Below are 16,780 nucleotides of genomic sequence, written 5' to 3'. Positions count from 1 at the left end.
GACTTTCGAAGGAACCTTGAGTTCGAAAGCCTAGCTGTCAGATAGAAAAAGGGCCGCGAAGAAAACTTCGCGGCCCTTTCAGATTCAGTGATCAGCCTAAAAGGTGATCAGGCCTTCGGCGGGGCGGTGTTGCCGCCGGCAGCCGGGGCGGCCGGAGCGGCAGCCGCGCCAGCGGCCGGAGCGGTCGTGCCGCCCACGGCGCCAGGCGCGGCGGCGTCGGCAGCCGGAGCGCCTTCAGCGGCCGGAGCAGCGGCGGCGGCGGCCGGACGCGGCGGCGGCACCGGCAGCTTGCTGCCCAGGCTGTGCAGGTAGGCGATCATCGCGATGCGATCTTCCGGCTTCTTCAGACCCACGAAGGTCATGTTGGTGCCGGGGACGTCCTTACCGGGCGCCTTCAGGAACAGGTACAGGGCGTCGTAGTCCCAGATCGGGGTCTTGCCCGAGAAGTCCTTCATCGCGCCCGAATAGTTGAAGCCCGGGTGGCCGGCCGGCTTGCGGCCCACCACGTCCCACAGGCCGGGGCCGGTGGCGTTGGCGTTCGAGGCGTCCAGCTTGTGGCAAGCGGCGCACTTGGCGGCGACGGCTTCACCGGCGGCCACGTTGGCCGGGGTCAGCACGGCATTCCAGTCTGGCGGGGTGTCGACCGCGGCGGCGCCGCCAGCCGATTCTTCCTGCACGGCGATCTCGTAGCCGGCCTTCTCGACTTCATGCTTCTTGAAGACGATGTCCGAGGCTTCCCGCAGACCGAAGATGATGAGGCCGGTCAGCAGCACGCCGCCAGCGATCTTGTTGAACGTCAGGTCGCTCATTTCAGCCTTGTCAGCCTCTTGTCCACCCGTCGAAAGGCGGGTCTGAAACTCACGTACCGGAATCCCCCCAGTACGCGTCATGTTGCGCTCGCGTCTCTTACACGCTACCGCCCCTCGCGCAACCGGTTGGCAAAGATTTGAGGCCACGAAGCGTCATGAACCCCATCGTCCTGATCCCGGCGCGGATGGCGGCGACGCGTCTGCCGAACAAGCCGCTGGCCGACATCGGCGGCGAGCCGATGATCGTCCGGGTTCTGCGCCAGGCCCTGGCGGCCAATATCGGCCCGGTGGCCGTGGCCGCCGGCGACGCCGAGATCGTCGAGGCCGTGCAGGCGGCCGGCGGCGTGGCGGTGCTGACCGACCCCGACCTGCCCTCGGGCTCGGACCGTATCCTGGCGGCGTTGGCGCAGCTGGATCCCCAGTTCGAGCACGACGTGGTCATCAACCTGCAGGGCGACATGCCGTTCGTCGATCCGGCCGTGCTCAGCGACTGCGCGAAGATCCTGGAAGAGTTCGGCGACGCCGATATCGCCACCGTGGTCGCGCCAGAGGCCTCGCCGGCCGACCGCTCCAACCCCGACGTGGTCAAGGCCGTGCTGGCCATGGAAGACGACGGCCAAAGCGGCCGCGCGCTCTATTTCACCCGTTCCACCCTCTATGGCGACGCGCCCGTGTGGCGCCATATCGGCCTCTACGGCTATCGCCGCGAGGCGCTGGAGGCCTTCAACGCCGCCTCGCCCTCGCCGCTGGAGAAGCGCGAGAAGCTGGAACAGCTGCGCGCCCTGGAGCAGGGCATGATCATCCGCGCGGCGGTGGCCGCCGAAGCGCCGATCTCCGTCGACAATCCATCCGACCTCGAAGCCGCGCGACAAGTGGCAGGGAAATAGAATGAGCATCCTCAAGAAGATCGCCTTTCAGGGCGAGCCCGGCGCCAACAGCCATGAGGCGTGCCGGACCTATTTCCCGGATCACGAGGCCTATCCCTGCGCGACGTTCCAGGAGGCGTTCGAGGCCATCAAGACCGGCGTGTGCGAGCTGGGCATGATCCCGATCGAGAACTCGATCGCCGGCCGGGTCGCCGACGTGCACCACCTGCTGCCGGCCTCGGGGCTGAAGATCATCGGCGAGCGCTTCAAGCCGATCCGCTTCCAGCTGATGGCCAACAAGGGCGTCAAGCTGGCCGACATCAAGGTGGTAGCCTCGATGCCGATCGCCCTGGCCCAATGCCGTCACAGCCTGAACAAGCTGGGCGTGGCCACCGAGGCGGCGGGCGACACCGCCGGCGCGGCCAAGGCCCTGGCCCTGAAGCCCGACCCGACGCGCGGCGCCGTGGCCCCGGCCCTGGCTGCCGAGATCTACGGCCTGGATATCCTGGCCAGCGACATCGAGGACGAACGCCACAACACCACCCGTTTCCTGGTGATGACGGCCGACAAGGCCCCGCCGGCCCCGGAATTCACCCACCGCTGCGTGACCAGCTTCGTGTTTCGCGTCCGCAACCTGCCCGCGGCGCTCTACAAGGCCCTGGGCGGTTTCGCGACCAACGGCGTCAACATGACCAAGCTGGAAAGCTACATGGAAGGCGGCGCCTTCACGGCGACCTTCTTCTATGCCGAGGTCGACGGCCGGCCCGAGGATCGCTCGCTGGCCCTGGCCCTGGACGAGCTGAAGTTCTTCTCCGAGCGCTTCGAGATCCTGGGCGTCTACCCGGCCGATCCGTTCCGGGATCGGGGCTAGGCGGCTTTCCGCGTACGTCACGCTTTTCGATAACGTCGTTCTCTGGTTACCCTCCCTCAAAATGGGGAGGGAACCACGATGCAAACTCCGATGATCGCGCCCGTGATGGCGCTGGTGGGCTGGTCGCTGCTGATCTGGCTGTGGATGTACGTCCAGCGGATCCCGGCGATGCAGAAGGCGGGGATCAAGCCGCAGGACGCGCGGTTCCCCGGCTCGCTGGACAAGCTGCCTGACGGCGCGCGGCAGGCGGCCGACAACTACAACCACCTGATGGAACAGCCGACCATCTTCTACGCGGCGGCGCTGGCCATCCAGGTCGCCGGGCATGCCGACGGCATGGCCGTGCACTTCGCCTGGGTCTATGTGGGCGCGCGGGTGCTGCACAGCCTGGTGCAGGTGAGTGTGAACCTGGTGGCGGTGCGGTTCCTGCTGTTCGTGGTGTCGACCGGAGTGCTGGCCGCGATGGTGGTGCGGGAGCTGGTGAGGGTGTTCTAGGCCGCGTCCAGCCCGATATCCAAGACCGGAGCCGAGTGCGTCAGCGCGCCGACGCTGATCACGTCGACGCCGGTCTCGGCGATCGCCCGCACGGTGGTCAGGTTCACCCCGCCCGAGGCCTCCAGCACCGCCCGGCCCTTGGCCAGGGACACGGCCGTGCGCAGGTCCTCGAGGCTGAAATTGTCCAGCATCACCACGTCCGGGCCGTGCTTCAGCGCCGCTTCCAGCTGGTCCAGCCCATCGACCTCGACCTCGATCTTGACTAGGTGCCCCGCATAGGCCCGCGCTCGGCGGACGGCTTCGCCGACACCGCCGCAGGCGACGACGTGGTTGTCCTTGATCAGGATGGCGTCATCCAGGCCGAAGCGGTGATTGACCCCGCCGCCGCAGCGGACGGCGTACTTCTCCAGGGCGCGCAGGCCCGGCGTGGTCTTGCGGGTGTCGACGATGGTCGCGCCGGTGCCCTCGACCAGACGGACATAGGCCCGCGTCAGGGTGGCGATGCCAGACAGGCGGCCCAGCAGGTTCAGGCCGGTGCGCTCGGCGATCAGCACGGCGCGCGCGTTGCCCTCGGCGCGGGCCAGGACCGTGCCGGGCAGGACGTCCGAGCCGTCGGGCGAGACGACCTCGAAGCTCGCCGTCGGGTCCAGGGCGGCCAAGGATAGGCGGGCGCATGACAGGCCCGAGACCCGGCCGTCCTGGCGGCTGGCCCAGACCACCGACAGGCGGGCGTCCGGATCGATACAGGCCTCGCCGGTGATGTCGCCGGCGCGGCCCAGGTCCTCGGCCAGAGCCAGGTCGACGATCGGGCGGACCAGCAGGTCGGCCAAGGGCGTGATGGTCATTCGGCGGCGTAACGGACGGCGGCGTCCGTGTTCTCCAGGGTCACGAAGGTGCGGACCGGCTGGGCGGCCGCGGGGAAGTCGCTGCGATAGTGGCCGCCGCGGCTTTCCTGGCGGGCCAGGGCGGCGTCGACGATCAGGCGGGCGGTAACCAGGGGCGGGCAGGGGCCGACGGCCGGCTCCAGCGCGTCGATCTGTTCCAGCAGGCGGGTCAGGCCCGCCGCGTCGCGGATCACGCCGGCGTCGCGGCTCATGGCCTTGCGCAGGATCTGCAGCGTCGCGTCCGGCAGGTCGGGCAGGGGCGCCAGGCTGACCGGCTCGCCGCCGTTCAAGCCTTCGGTCGCCGCCGCATGGCCGGCGCGGGCGCCGAAGACGGCCGCTTCCAGCAGGCTGTTGGAGGCCAGGCGGTTGGCGCCCTGCACGCCGGTCGAGGCGCACTCGCCGGCGGCGTAGAGGCCCGCCAGGCTGGTGCGGCCGTCCAGGTCGGTGGCGACGCCGCCCATGTGGTAGTGCACGGCCGGCGTGACCGGGATCATCTCGCGGCGCGGGTCGATGCCGGCGCTGCGGCAGGCCTCGAACACCGCCGGGAACTCGTGCGGGAAGTGGGCGCCGACCGCCGTGGTGGCGTCCAGGAAGGCGCCGCGACCGGCCGCCCGTTCGGCGTGGATGGCGCGGGCGACGACGTCGCGCGGCGCCAGCTCCTTGGCCGGGTGGTAGTCGGCCATGAAGGCGTGGCCATCCGTATTGCGCAGGATCGAGCCCTCGCCGCGCAGGGCCTCGGTGGCCAGGGGCGCGGGATCGCGGCCGATGTCGATGGCCGTGGGGTGGAACTGCACGAACTCCGGATCGGCGATCGTCGCGCCGGCCAGGGCGGCCAGGCCCAGACCCTCGCCGCGCACCTGGGCGGGCGTGGTGGTGACGGCATAGAGCCCGCCGACGCCGCCGGTGGCCAGGATCACGGCCTTGGCGCGGATTTCCACCAGCGCGTCGCCGATCTGGGCCAGCACCCCGACCACGCGGCCGGTCTTGTCCTGCAGCAGGCGGCGGGCGCGGGCGTTCTCGCGGACCTCGATGCTCGGCGTCGCGCGGACGCTGGCGATGACCGCGGCCATGATCGCCGCGCCGGCCCCGTCGCCGCCGACCCGCGCGACGCGGGCTTTGGCGTGGGCGGCCTCCAGGCTCAGCACGAACTCGGCTTCTTGTCCTTCTTTGGCGGTCTTGCGGTCGAACGGCGCGCCGCGGGCGGCGAGATCCCGGACGGCCTGCGGGCCTTCGTGGGTCAGCAGGGCGACGGCGTCCGGATCGCAGAGACCCGCCCCGGCGGCGATGGTGTCGGCGGCGTGCAGTTCAGGCGTGTCGTCAGCGGCCAGGGCGGCGGCCATGCCCCCTTGCGCCCAGGCGCTGGAGCAGCCGGTCGCCAGCGGCGTCGGCGACAGCACCAGGGCCTTGCCCGCCGCCAGCGCGGCGGTGAGACCGGCCAGCCCGGCCCCGAGGATCACGGGGCCGTCGAAGTTCACGCGTTCGGTCACTGAAAACGACTCCCAAGGGAGGGGGGAGAAAAAGGCGGCGCTAGATCAGCTCGACATTCACGTGATGCCGGGCCTTCACCAGGTCGTACCGGGCCGGCACGACCGGCGGCGGCAGGTCGATCATCCGCTGCACGGCCAGGCGGGCGCGGTCGAGGATGTCGGCGTCGACCGTCACCTCGTACTGCTCGTAGACCAGGGCGTCGTGGATGTTCTGCAGGGTGATCCGCTTCATGTGCGGGCACATGTTGCAGGGGCCGATGAACTGGGTCAGCGGGCTTTCGGCCTGGACGTTGCTGGCCATCGAGCACTCGGTGATCAGCACCACCTGGGCCGGCTTCCTGGCGGCGACATAGTCGTTCATCGCGGCGGTCGAGCCGGCGAAGTCGGCGGCTTCCAGGATCTCGGCCGGGCACTCGGGGTGGGCCAGCACTTCCGCGCCCGGCCAGGCCGCGCGCATGTCGGCGATGTCGCTGACGGTGAAGCGCTTGTGCACTTCGCAATGACCGGCCCAGGCGATGATCTTCACATCGGTCTGGCGGGCCACGTTGCGGGCCAGATATTCGTCGGGGATCAGGATGACCTTGTCGGTCCCCCATTCCTTGGCGGCCCACTCGACGACCTGCACGGCGTTGGCGCTGGTGCAGCAGATGTCGGTCTCGGCCTTCACGTCGGCCGTGGTGTTGACGTAGGTGACGACCGGCACGCCCGGATAGCGCTGCTTGATCAGCCGCACGTCGGCGCCGGTGATCGAGCTGGCCAGGCTGCAGCCGGCCTTCAGATCCGGGATCAGGATCTTCTTCTGGGGGCTGAGGACCTTGCTGGTCTCGGCCATGAAGTGCACGCCGGCCTGGACGATGATCTGGGCGTCGCTCTTGGCGGCCTCCTTGGCCAGCGCCAGGCTGTCGCCCACGAAGTCGCCCACGCCATGGAAGATGTCCGGCGTCATGTAGTTGTGAGCCAGGATCGCGGCGTTCTTCTCGCGCTTGATCCGGTTGATCTCGGCGATCAGCGGCGCCTGCGCCCGCCACTCCATCGGGGTGACGTGGTGCTTGACCTTGTCCCAGATCCCGCTGGTCTCCGCCTCGACCTGGGCGGTGAACTCAAGCGGAGCGGTAAAGCCGTCGGCCATCTGATACTCCGTTATGCTCAAAGTGAGCATTTCCAGGGCCTCAAAAAACGCCGGAGCTTTGCGGAGCGTTCCGCTCGGACCCGACGTCCAGGTTATGCTGAAAGTGAGCATAACCTTCCCGTCACATATAGCGCCTGCGAAGCGGAATGCAAACCGGCTTATTCTGAAAGCGCCGGCGCCATTTTCTGGGGCGCGGGGCTTCGAGGGCGGTGCAATGGTTTCGGTGCGACCGGGTGTCGCGACGCGCATTGCATGCCAAGAACAGCGTTATCTTCGCCGGTTCTTATCCTTACATATCCGTAATGTGGAAGAAAAATTCTGCCACCGCTGCAGGTGCGCAGAAACCTCATGCGTCAATCATATGATACAGCATGTACAGTAATTGCTGTACAAATAGTCGTAACTAATTCCCGTATCGAAATTCGAAAATGACAAGGAGTTTCTCGAACCTAAAGTGGCAATCTTGTCTTTATGTATATTTATTCGCAACTTTAGAGTATTTGAATTACGCAATTGTAATGATGTGACTTTAATGAGACAGCGATTTTACGCGTTGTTTCAGCCTCGCAATGTTCGTTGACCTACGATCATTTCAGCTCGTAGCTCCCCGTCAGCCGGATTCAACGAGGGGTCCGGAACCGCGCATGACTGCATGCAAGCGCCAAGACGCTGGGGAGTTTTAACTTGATTACGAAGTCCATCCGGGAGCGCCTGCTGGCCTCCTCCATGATCTGCGGCATGGCCGTGCTGGCCGCTGGCCAAGCCGCCGCCCAGACCGCCGCTCCGGCTCAGGCCGAAGACACGCAAGTCGAAGAAATCGTCGTCACCGGCTCGCTGTTCCGTCGGACCGACACCGAAACCCCGTCGCCGGTCACCGTGCTGACGTCGGAAAACCTGCAACGCGCGGGCATCAGCACCGCTTCGGACGCCATCCGCACGATCTCGGCGGACGGCGCCGGTTCGATCCCGACCGGCTTCCAGGGCGGCTTCAGCGCCGGCGGCTCGGCCGTCTCGCTGCGCGGCCTGGGCGTCTCCTCGACCCTGGTCCTGGTCGACGGCCTGCGCTCGACCAACTTCCCGCTGAACGACGACGGCCATAACGCCTATGTCGACCTCAACACCATTCCGTTCAGCCTGATCGACAAGATCGAAGTCCTGAAGGACGGCGCCTCGTCGTCGTACGGCGCGGACGCCATCGGCGGCGTCGTGAACCTCAAGCTGAAGAAGACCTTCGTCGGCGTGGCCGGCAGCCTGGAAGCCGGCGAAAGCGACCGCGGCGACGCCTCGCACAAGCGCGGCGACCTGACCCTGGGCTTCGGCGACTACCGCGAGAGCGGCTGGAACGTCTACATCAACGCCGAGTACCAGAAGGACGGCCGGGTCACGAACCACAGCCGCGGCTTCCCGTACAACACGCTGGACCTGACCTCGATCGGCGGCGTCGACAACAACACCGCCGACAGCAGCCTGACGGTCACCACCGGCACGCCGACCGCCGTCGTCACCCGCGTCGGCCAGACCGACCTGAACAACCCGCTGTCGGGCGCGGCCGGTTCGCCGTTCACCAACCAGTACCAGGCCCTGAACCTGAACTGCACCAACGGCACCTTCACGGTCACCACCGGCGCCGCCCAAGGCACCAGCTGCAAGTACAACTTGCAGGACATGTACAACCAGATCCAGCCGCTGCAGAAGCGCTACGCCTTCAACGGCCGCCTGAGCGTGCGTCTGGCCGACAATGTCGAGGCCTACGCCACCGGCAGCTTCTCGCGCAACGAAGTCAGCATCAAGGGCCAGCCGCAGAACACCCGTCTGCGTCAGCCGTTCGGCGCCGCCGCTTCGCTGGCCTCGAACAACCCCGGCATGGTCCTGCCGGTGTGGATCTGCTCGTCGGGCGTCAACTGCGTCACGGCCGCCGATCGCCGCCTGAACCCGAACAACCCGTACGCGGCCGCCTACGCCAACGATCCGTCGAACGGCGCGGCCCGCATCTACTACGTGTTCGGCGACATCCCGTTCGCCAGCGACCGCCGCAACGACGTCATCCGCGGCACCGCCGGCCTGACCGGCGACTTCGGCGGTGACTGGAACTGGCGCATCGAAGCCGTCGGCGCCAAGGACAACCTGCGCCTGGTCCAGCACGGCTACCTGAACATCGCCAACACGCTGAAGGCCATCAACACCGGCTCGTACAACTTCGTCGATCCGTCGAAGAACACGGCCGCCGTGCGCCAGTCGATCGCGCCGGACATCACCACGCCGTCCAGCTCGTCGCTGATGGCGCTGGACGCCTCGATCACCAAGCGTCTGTGGACCCTGCCGGGCGGCGACATGCAGCTGGCCCTGGGCGCCCAGATCCGTCGCGAGGAACTGGAAAACAACAACCAGAACGCCCGTCTGGACACCTGGACCCTGACCACCTCGTCGGCGTTCGGCAAGCACACGGTGTCGGCCGGTTACTTCGAAGTGCTCGCGCCCGTGCTCGACACCCTGGAAGTCAACCTGTCGGGTCGCTACGACCACTACTCGGAAGGCTACGGCCACTTCTCGCCGAAGATCGGCGCCAAGTTCACGCCGATCAAGCAACTGGCCTTCCGCGGCACCTACTCGAAGGGCTTCCGCGCCCCGACCTTCGCCGAAGCCAGCCCGCGTTCGCAATATGCCGGCTTCTCGAACTACACCCCGCCGGTCGCGTTCCAGAACGCTCACGGCGGCACGGTCACCGGCGGCAACAAGAACCCCTATGCCGGCCAGTACTCGATCGGCGGCGGCTACAACGGCAACCCGGACCTGAAGCCGGAAACCTCGCGTAGCTTCACCGTGGGCGCGATCTACGAGCCGACCCGTTGGCTCAGCATGACGGTCGACTACTACAACGTGAAGAAGTCGGACCTGATCGTGTCCGGTCCGCTGATGGCCGACGCTCGCGCCGCCTACTTCAGCAAGACCAACGTCGCCGACGCCTGCGCCGCCGTGGCGGCCGTGGGTCCGGGCTATTCGTGCAACGTCGTCGACGGTGTCGACCCGCTGTTCCCGACCGCCCTGCCGCGCGTGCTGATCATCAACGCGCCGTTCGTCAACGCCAACTACCAGATCACCTCGGGCGTCGACCTGGCGGCCACGGGTAAGTTCACCCTGACCGACAGCATCAACCTGACCAGCCGCGTCGAGGTCACCCACGTGATCAAGTCGGACCTGCATGCCGCCAACGGCGTGCAGAAGTACGCCGGCACGCTGGGTCCGAACGGTCTGTCGGCCGGTAACGGCACGCCCAACTGGCGTGGCAACTGGCAGAACACCGTCTCGTTCGGCGACAAGTACACCCTGTCGGCCACCACCTACTTCGTCGGCAAGATCAAGCAGGTCGCCGCCGACGTCTATACCGACACCAGCTGCGCCAAGGGCAACCTGTACAACAACGGCGACCAGGCGATGGGCGAAAAGTTCTGCTATATCAAGAAGTTCGTCAATGTTGACCTGAACGGCACCGCCCAGGTGACCGACCAGGTCCAGGTCTATGCCAACGTGGCCAACCTGTTCGACGAAAAGGCTCCGGTCGCTCCGGGCGCCTATACCTCGAACCCGAACTATCTGAGCGCCTTCCACTACGCCGGCCTGATCGGCCGTTCGTTCAAGCTGGGCGTCCGCTTCCAGTACTAAGACTCTCTAGTCCTTCGACATGAGAGAGGGCCGGTTCCGCGAGGAACCGGCCCTTTTCTTTGGCGCGGATCTCCGCCTTCGACCCATTGCGGACGTTTGCCCCCTCTCCCCTTGCGGGAGAGGGTGGCCCGCGAAGCGGGTCGGGTGAGGGGTTGCGCTCCGCTATCCGGACAGGGCTTTCAACCCCTCATCCGTCAGCTGCGCTGACACCTTCTCCCGCAAGGGGAGAGGGAAACAAAGGTCAGCTCACCACCCATCGCAGACGTCACCTCCCAAAAGAAAGCCCCGGAGCTTTCGCTCCGGGGCTCAGGCAGGGATGGCCCAGCCGCAAACGGCCGGACCGGGGAGGAGACGCTTATTTCAGCTTGGCGCTCAGCGAGACGCCGACGATGCGGGGCTCGTTGTAGACGGCGGCCATGTAGTTCTCGATCACGCCCTTGAGGTTCTTCTCGTTCGTGATGTTGCGGCCGAACAGGGCGATCTCGTAGCCCTTGTCCAGGTTCTCGTAGCCCAGCTTCAGGCCGCCTTCGAAGGCGCCCTTCGCGTAGAACTCCTTGGTCTTGTAGAGCACGAAGTTCGTGTAGCCCTGGACGTTCCAGTCGGTCATCGCGAACAGGCGACCGGCTTCGCCGACCGGCACGTTGTAGCGCGCCGTGAAGTTCAGGTTGTACTTCGGGGCGTTCGGCAGCGGCTGGCCGTCGATCTGGGCGAAGGTGTTGGCCCCCACCTTGATCGTCGGGTTTTCGACCGTGCAGACCACCACGCCGTTCAGCGCGCAGACCTGGGCGTAGACGCGCTTGTCCTTGATCTCGCTGTGCAGATAGCTTGCGCCGGCCGTCAGCAGCAGGTTCTGGACCGGGCGCCATTCCAGGTCGGCTTCGACGCCGTAGGCCTTGGCCTTGTCGGCGTTGAACAGCACGCCGTTGCCGTTGCTGTCGTTGCCGTTCAGCTGGATGTCGCTGACTTCATAGGTGAAGGCCGAGGCGTTGAAGCGCAGGGTGTTCTCGAGCAGGAAGCTCTTGAAGCCCACTTCGTACGACTGGATCGTTTCCGAGTCGGCCGTGGTGAAGTCGCTGTTGAACACCGCCGAGCGGCCCTGGATGGTCGGGCCGCGGAAGCCCTTGGCCGCGCGGGCATAGAGGCTGACGTCCGGATTGACCTGGTAGTTGGCCGACAGGTCCCAGCTGACCTGCTCGTCGGCCAGGCGCACGTAACGACGACCGGCATAGGTCGAGACGTTGGCGGCGTTGTTCGAGGTCTTTTTCAGGACCGTCTTCTTGGCGTCGTAGGTGTCACGGATGCCGGCCGTGATCGTCAGGGCGTCGGTCAGCTGGTAGCTGGCCTGGCCGAACACCGCCCACGAGGTGTTCAGGTTGTTCAGCAGCACCCAGTTGTTGGGGTTGTAGCCGGCCGAGGTCGGCAGCAGGAACACGCCGCGCTGGGCGAATTCAGTGGTGTCGCGCGAGTCGAAGTACATGCCGCCGACTTGCCACTTCAGCTTGCCGTCGCTGTTGCTGGCCAGGCGGATTTCCTGGGTCAGCTGGTCCAGGTCGTGGACGCGGCCTTGCGACTGGCCAAAGCCGTTCGGCACGCCGCCGACCGGGAAGTTGGCCGCCGCGCCGCCGTCGGTGTCGCCACGGCTGTAGCCGGCGGTGTGCTCGTAGGCGCTGATCGAGGTCAGGGTCACCGGGCCGAAGTCGTAGTCGACATGGGCCGAGATGCCTTGGGTGTCGTAGGCCTGCGGGTTGTTGCCGGCTTCGTCGAAGGCGACCTTGTCGCGCGGAGCGCTGCTCTTGTTCGAACCCTTGGTCAGGGCCTGGCGCAGGAACAGGGTCGAGGTGCCGGCATATTCACGGGCGTGGGCCGAGACCAGGACCGACAGCTTGTCGTTCGGCTTGGCCAGCACCTGCAGGCGGGCGTCCTTTTCCGTGAAGCCGCCCATGGCGTTCTTCTGCGGGGTCTTGGTGCCGTCGGCGCTGACGCCGGCGAAGGTGTTGTCCACATAGTCGTCGCGGTGCTGGTACAGCACCGAGGCGCGGAACATCAGGCCGTCGGCGATCGGGCCGCCGATGCCGCCGTCGAAGGTGGTCGTGCCGTAGGTGCCGTACGAGGCCGACATGCGGGCGTTGAAGTCTTCGCTCGGCTTGATGGTGTCGAACTTGACGATGCCGGCGGTGGTGTTGCGGCCGAACAGCGAGCCTTGCGGGCCACGCAGCACTTCGACCTGGCCGATGTCGAACAGCGGGTTCGACTTCAGGACCACGTGCTCCAGCACGACGTCGTCATGGATGATCGACACGGGCTGCGAGGCGCCTAGGTAGAAGTCGATGTTGCCGAGGCCCCGGATGTAGAAACGCGGGAAGATCCGGCCCGTGGTGGTCTCGGCGTAGAAGCTGGGGACCTTGCCCGACAGGGCCAGGATGTCGCCGCCATCGGCGGTGACGGCGCGCAGCTGGTCGCCCGAGACGGCGGCCACCGACAGCGGCACCTTCTGCAGGTTTTCCGAGCGGCGCTCGGCGGTGACGACGATCGCGTCCAGGGTGGCGGCGTTTTCGGCCGCCGGAGTTTGTTGCGCGTGGGCGGCGCCGGCGAAGGCCAGGGTCGCGGAAGCCGCGCCCAGCAGCAGAGCCAGCTTGGGGGAAGAGAGACGCATGGAGAGAGAACCTTTCATCGCGACCGTTTTCGGCCGTCTTCGTGAAGCGCCAGCGACCTAGCGGAGCGAACGCGATTCGTCCCGCTACTGGCGCGTCCGCGCTATAGGCCTCTTCGATGTCGGTTCAGTGAAGGACTTACTTACTTGGCTTTAGCCGACTGCCCGCGAGTGAGGCGCCGAAGCCTCACCCGCGGGAGCCAGGTGTCGCCGGAACGGGGGCTAGAAGCCGACCCGCATCCCCAGGCGCAAGCCGCCGCCCGAACGGCCGCCGCCGCTTTCGCCAGTGCCTTCCAGGAAGGTGACCATCGCCCCGCCGGCGCGATAGCTCAGACCCACGGTCAGCTGGCCGAAGGTGCGGCCGCCGTCCTTGGACAGGTGCTCGGAGCGGTCGCCGCTGACCAGGGTCAGGCCGTTCTTGACCGTGAAGTCATGGACGACGAAGGCCGCGCCGTACGAGGTGAACACCCCGCCCAGCGCTTCCCCTTGCAGGGCCCCGCGCACGCCGGCCTTGGCGACGAAGCCGGTGGTGTTGTCGAAGTCCAGCTTCTGGGCGAAGGCGTCGACGTCGTCGAGGCGCGAACTGACATAGTTGATGCTGAGCAGCTGCTCGAGGATCACGCCGTCGTTTTCCGACCGCGCGCCGGCCTCGACCTGGCCGCCCCAGGCGGTGCCGTCGAAGTCCAGGTCGATGGCGTCCGGACCGTTCGTAGCCTTGATCGACTGGCGGTCGACCTTGGCCAGGGCGTTCAGGAAGTAGCCGCCTCGGGTCAGGCCCAGATAGCCGCCGATGTTGGCGACCTGCAGCTTGACCGTCTGGGCGCCCGCGCCGCTGAAGCGCTGACGCGAGTCGGCATAGCCGCCGGTCACGCCCAGCACGACGCGACCGTCGTCGATGCCGGCGTTGATCAGGTCCACGCCCATCTGGCCGCCATAGGTGGTCTGGCGGTAATCGAGCTCGACCGGCGAGGTCTTGGTCCCGAGCGTGTCGTCGCGGTCGGTGCGATGGCCGAAGGCCTGGGCCCAGACGCCGGCGCCATTGGCGTCGTCGCCGGCGTCGCGCAGGTTGGCCAGGTGGCTGCTCCAGGCCTCGGCCGACTGGCGCCAGACGTCGCGGACGCCCTCGGACACCTTCAGCATCTCATAGGCCCGCTGGCCGGCCACGCCGGTCAGGCGATAGGTGACGGACTTGTCCGCCGCCGTGTCCTGGACGACGCCATAGCGGATGAAGCCGACCTCGGTGTTCTCGATGCTGAAGGCGTCGGCCTTCGAGCCCGCGGCGGCCTGGATCAGCACCGGACCCTTGTCGCCGGTCAGGGTCGCGGTCTTGGCCGTGACGCCGCCCAGCACGACGGCGGTCTTGCCGTTGGCGATGTCGCCGACCACCAGGCGGTCGACGCCGCCGGGACCGATGTCCAGGCCCAGGCGCGCCTTGCCCGAACCGTTATAGTCGCCCGACAGGGTCAGGACGTCGCCGGCGCGGCCGTTGCGCAGGTCGATCAGGCCGCTGTTCTTCAGGGCCTCCAGCTGCAGCAGCGACACGTTGACCGGCGCCGTCGCCTTGGCGCCGATGGTGATCACGTCGGTATTGGTCAGGACGTTGGAGCCGCCGCCGAAATCGATGCTTTGGGCCAGATCGATCGGCTTGTCATTGGTGAAGACGTCGTCGCCGTCGGTCAGCGGCCGGTCGCCGAACTGCTTGAGCGGCGGCGGTGGCCCGTCCTCGGCGTGGGCCACGAGCGGCGCCGCGAGAACCAGAGCGATGGCGGAAAGGGCTGCCGGCGTCACGCGGGGCAGCCAGGAACGGTCCGCGGCAGCTTGGCTGGCGCGGTGAACTGGAAACAACACTTACAGACTCCGTAAGCGATCGCGCCCCCGCGATGCCTGGGGGTCTACTATGGCGAGGCTTGCGGGATCAAGGCGCAGATGCGGCGAGGAGCTTGCGGGAGGCGTCAAGACGCGCAACGGCCGTTCTCAACGTCCGCAACGGGTGGGAAGCAGACCTATCCTCCCGAGAGTTGACGCGTCAGCCCTCGCCGCCAAGTATACCAAACGGTGGACTTGGGGGTTGTCTTACGTGTTACACTTTGGCGTGGCTGCCGCCGTTACCTCACTGATGGTGGCAGCCCTTGCAGCAGTTATTGCTCGTGGCCGGCCAAAGGTAGAGCGCGCCGATGGCGGAACAATTTCGCCCGAGCGCTGGACCGCCGCCTTTACCGTCTTGTCCGGACTGGCGATGGCCGCCGGTGGTGCGATCGCTCTCATAGCCGGGCAGTGGATACTCGGCTTTGCGCTGCTTCTGATAGGTCTGCCCTGCGCAGCCTTCATGTCTCCGTCACTGACCGATCTACACAACGTGAACTGGTCGTCCGATGGAGTTGAGGGGCCTTCCAGGTTGTTCGGCCCAACCTTGGGGCTTCAGCGGGCCTCGGTCGCCTGGCCGGAAATTGAAAGCACGGGGCAGACCAGCATGGGGTATTGGTATGTGCAGACTGCCGACCGTCGACGAGTCTACTGGAGCTATTTATACAAGGGCTATGCAGCCTTGAATGCGGCTCTCACCAATCATCGTCCAGATTTAGTTCTACCGTCCGACCTTTGAGACAACGTCCGACTAGGGGCGTGAACGGTCATTGGCGCCAGCGCCCAATGCCGACCGATCGACGCCCAGAGGCAGCGCCAGTCGCAAAGACGGCTCGCGACCCATTGCGGACTACACCGCTACGGCCAATCCAAATTGGCCCCGGACATCTTCTCATGCGGATAGGACGGCGGTTCGCGCCTGGCCAATCTATATGGAACCCCGCCAACAGCGACGTCGTCGCACACGCCCCGGTCAAGCGCCTAGTCTAACATTGGTCCGGACCGTCGCCTCGCGGCGGCGGTCCGGACGCTGGGCGAACGATCAGGCCCCCGCGTCCAGCGGCTCGAACTTGGCGAACTGCTGGGTGCTGGGACAGTCGGCGCAGTCGCGCGACGGCGTTCGCCACTGCAGCTCGCGCAGCCGGCCCGGCAGCGCCTCCAAGTCCGAGGCCTCGCGCAACTCGTCGACCGACAGCGCGAAGTGCTGCGGCGTGAAGCTGCACGGCGCGATGCGGCCCGCCTCGTCGATGAATAGAAAGCGCTCGGCCACCCGGCAGTCGTCAATCGGCAGCGGCCGGCCCGCCACGGTGTCGGCAATCCGCGCCACATAGGCCGCCCCGCCCACCAGGGCCGTCCTCCGCGCCGCAAGCTCCGCCCGCAGCCCCGGCAGCAGCCCGGCCAGGAACGTCACGTCGTCCGGGCGCAGGCGATGATCGGGGAAGAACTCGGGCCGGTCGCGGCCCCCGAGCTGATTGAAGCTGATCTCGTCCACCCCCCAGCCGGCCAGGGTCCGGCACAGGGCTTCGAAATCAGCGATGTTGTCACGCATCAGCACCACGTTAGCGCGGACCTTCAACCTTGCGCCGGCGGTGTCGCGGTCGGCCACGAGCGCCGGGACGTAGCGCGAGAGCTTGTCGAACGCCCCCGGCCAGCCGCGCATCGCGTCGTGGAAGGCGGCGGGGCCGTCGATGCTGACCGTCACCTCGCGATAGCGCCGCACCAGGTCCTCGCGAACCCTGGGCGACCCCAGCAGAGTTCCGTTGGTAGTCAGGCTGAGGTCCTGGCCCTGCTCGGCGGCCCGCGCGCTCAGCGCCGCCAGCGGCGCCCACATCAGCGGCTCGCCTCCGAGCCAGCTTAGCAGGACCGGACGGCAATAGGCGCGCCGCCAGTCGCCGAGCAGGTCGACGAACCGCTCCACCCGGCCGGCATCCACGGCGTGGCGAGGCCCGCCCAGCCGCTTGTCGTAGGCGCAGAACGGGCACGACAGGTTGCAGTCGTCGAAGACCCGCCACAGCACGATCAGGCGACGGTCGGTCTCGGCGGAGTATGTCACGGGCAATTCTCCT

General features: G+C 67.0%; 12 protein-coding genes. 5 read left to right on the top strand and 7 right to left on the bottom strand.

The annotated features are described in order from the left end of the window. Window positions 1–107: 107 nt before the first annotated feature. Window positions 108–809, bottom strand: a complete 702-nt coding sequence (locus AC1RR5_RS14360) for a c-type cytochrome (RefSeq protein ID WP_492922317.1) — start codon at window positions 807–809, stop codon at window positions 108–110. A 155-nt stretch (window positions 810–964) separates the two neighbouring features. On the opposite strand from AC1RR5_RS14360, the gene AC1RR5_RS14355 reads away from it, so the two are divergent. The 3 genes from AC1RR5_RS14355 to AC1RR5_RS14345 all read left to right on the top strand — a co-directional run bounded on the left by AC1RR5_RS14355 (window position 965) and on the right by AC1RR5_RS14345 (window position 3,041). After that, entirely contained in the window at window positions 965–1,696 is a 732-nt protein-coding gene (locus tag AC1RR5_RS14355; protein ID WP_492922316.1) for a 3-deoxy-manno-octulosonate cytidylyltransferase, read from the top strand. Between the two features lies 1 nt (window position 1,697). After that, window positions 1,698–2,546 (top strand): prephenate dehydratase, encoded by an 849-nt coding sequence (locus tag AC1RR5_RS14350; RefSeq protein ID WP_492922315.1) that lies wholly within the window; start codon window positions 1,698–1,700, stop codon window positions 2,544–2,546. 78 nt (window positions 2,547–2,624) lie between these two features. Then, complete coding sequence (locus tag AC1RR5_RS14345) at window positions 2,625–3,041, top strand: MAPEG family protein (RefSeq protein WP_492922314.1); 417 nt, start codon at window positions 2,625–2,627, stop codon at window positions 3,039–3,041. On the opposite strand, the gene nadC is transcribed toward AC1RR5_RS14345, so the two are convergent. The 3 genes from nadC to nadA are packed head-to-tail and all read right to left on the bottom strand — an operon-like array spanning window position 3,038 to window position 6,541. Then, window positions 3,038–3,886 carry a carboxylating nicotinate-nucleotide diphosphorylase gene (gene nadC / locus AC1RR5_RS14340; RefSeq protein ID WP_492922313.1) on the bottom strand — a complete coding sequence of 283 codons (849 nt, stop codon included), beginning with the start codon at window positions 3,884–3,886 and terminating at the stop codon, window positions 3,038–3,040. The two genes, AC1RR5_RS14345 and nadC, sit on opposite strands and share 4 nt — an antisense overlap. Further along, window positions 3,883–5,412, bottom strand: coding sequence for an L-aspartate oxidase (locus AC1RR5_RS14335; protein ID WP_492922312.1), 1,530 nt, complete (start codon window positions 5,410–5,412; stop codon window positions 3,883–3,885). Before AC1RR5_RS14335 ends, nadC begins: the two co-directional genes overlap by 4 nt. 40 nt (window positions 5,413–5,452) lie before the next feature. Next, window positions 5,453–6,541, bottom strand: coding sequence for a quinolinate synthase NadA (gene nadA, locus AC1RR5_RS14330; protein WP_492922311.1), 1,089 nt, complete (start codon window positions 6,539–6,541; stop codon window positions 5,453–5,455). 726 nt (window positions 6,542–7,267) lie between these two features. Here nadA and AC1RR5_RS14325 point away from each other — a divergent pair. Then, window positions 7,268–10,201 carry a TonB-dependent receptor plug domain-containing protein gene (locus AC1RR5_RS14325; protein WP_492922654.1) on the top strand — a complete coding sequence of 978 codons (2,934 nt, stop codon included), beginning with the start codon at window positions 7,268–7,270 and terminating at the stop codon, window positions 10,199–10,201. 355 nt (window positions 10,202–10,556) lie between these two features. On the opposite strand, the gene AC1RR5_RS14320 is transcribed toward AC1RR5_RS14325, so the two are convergent. Together AC1RR5_RS14320 and AC1RR5_RS14315 are read right to left on the bottom strand one after the other, a co-directional pair. Continuing rightward, the gene (locus AC1RR5_RS14320) at window positions 10,557–12,854 is read right to left on the bottom strand and encodes a TonB-dependent receptor (RefSeq protein WP_492922310.1); all 2,298 of its coding nucleotides are present in this window, start codon (window positions 12,852–12,854) and stop codon (window positions 10,557–10,559) included. Window positions 12,855–13,073: 219 nt separating this feature from the next. After that, window positions 13,074–14,639 (bottom strand): hypothetical protein, encoded by a 1,566-nt coding sequence (locus tag AC1RR5_RS14315; protein ID WP_492922309.1) that lies wholly within the window; start codon window positions 14,637–14,639, stop codon window positions 13,074–13,076. A gap of 304 nt (window positions 14,640–14,943) precedes the next feature. On the opposite strand from AC1RR5_RS14315, the gene AC1RR5_RS14310 reads away from it, so the two are divergent. Continuing rightward, window positions 14,944–15,453 (top strand): hypothetical protein, encoded by a 510-nt coding sequence (locus AC1RR5_RS14310; protein WP_492922308.1) that lies wholly within the window; start codon window positions 14,944–14,946, stop codon window positions 15,451–15,453. A gap of 303 nt (window positions 15,454–15,756) precedes the next feature. Here the strand turns inward: AC1RR5_RS14310 and AC1RR5_RS14305 are convergent, their stop codons facing one another. Then, on the bottom strand, window positions 15,757–16,767 hold the full coding sequence (locus AC1RR5_RS14305; RefSeq protein WP_492922307.1) for a radical SAM protein: 1,011 nt from the start codon (window positions 16,765–16,767) through the stop codon (window positions 15,757–15,759). Window positions 16,768–16,780: the final 13 nt, after the last annotated feature.

The sequence above is a fragment of the Caulobacter sp. GW821-FHT11E11 genome, assembly GCF_058808315.1.
The sequence above is the reverse complement of the archived record's forward strand: the minus strand, read 5'-3'. Positions and strand labels throughout refer to the sequence as shown.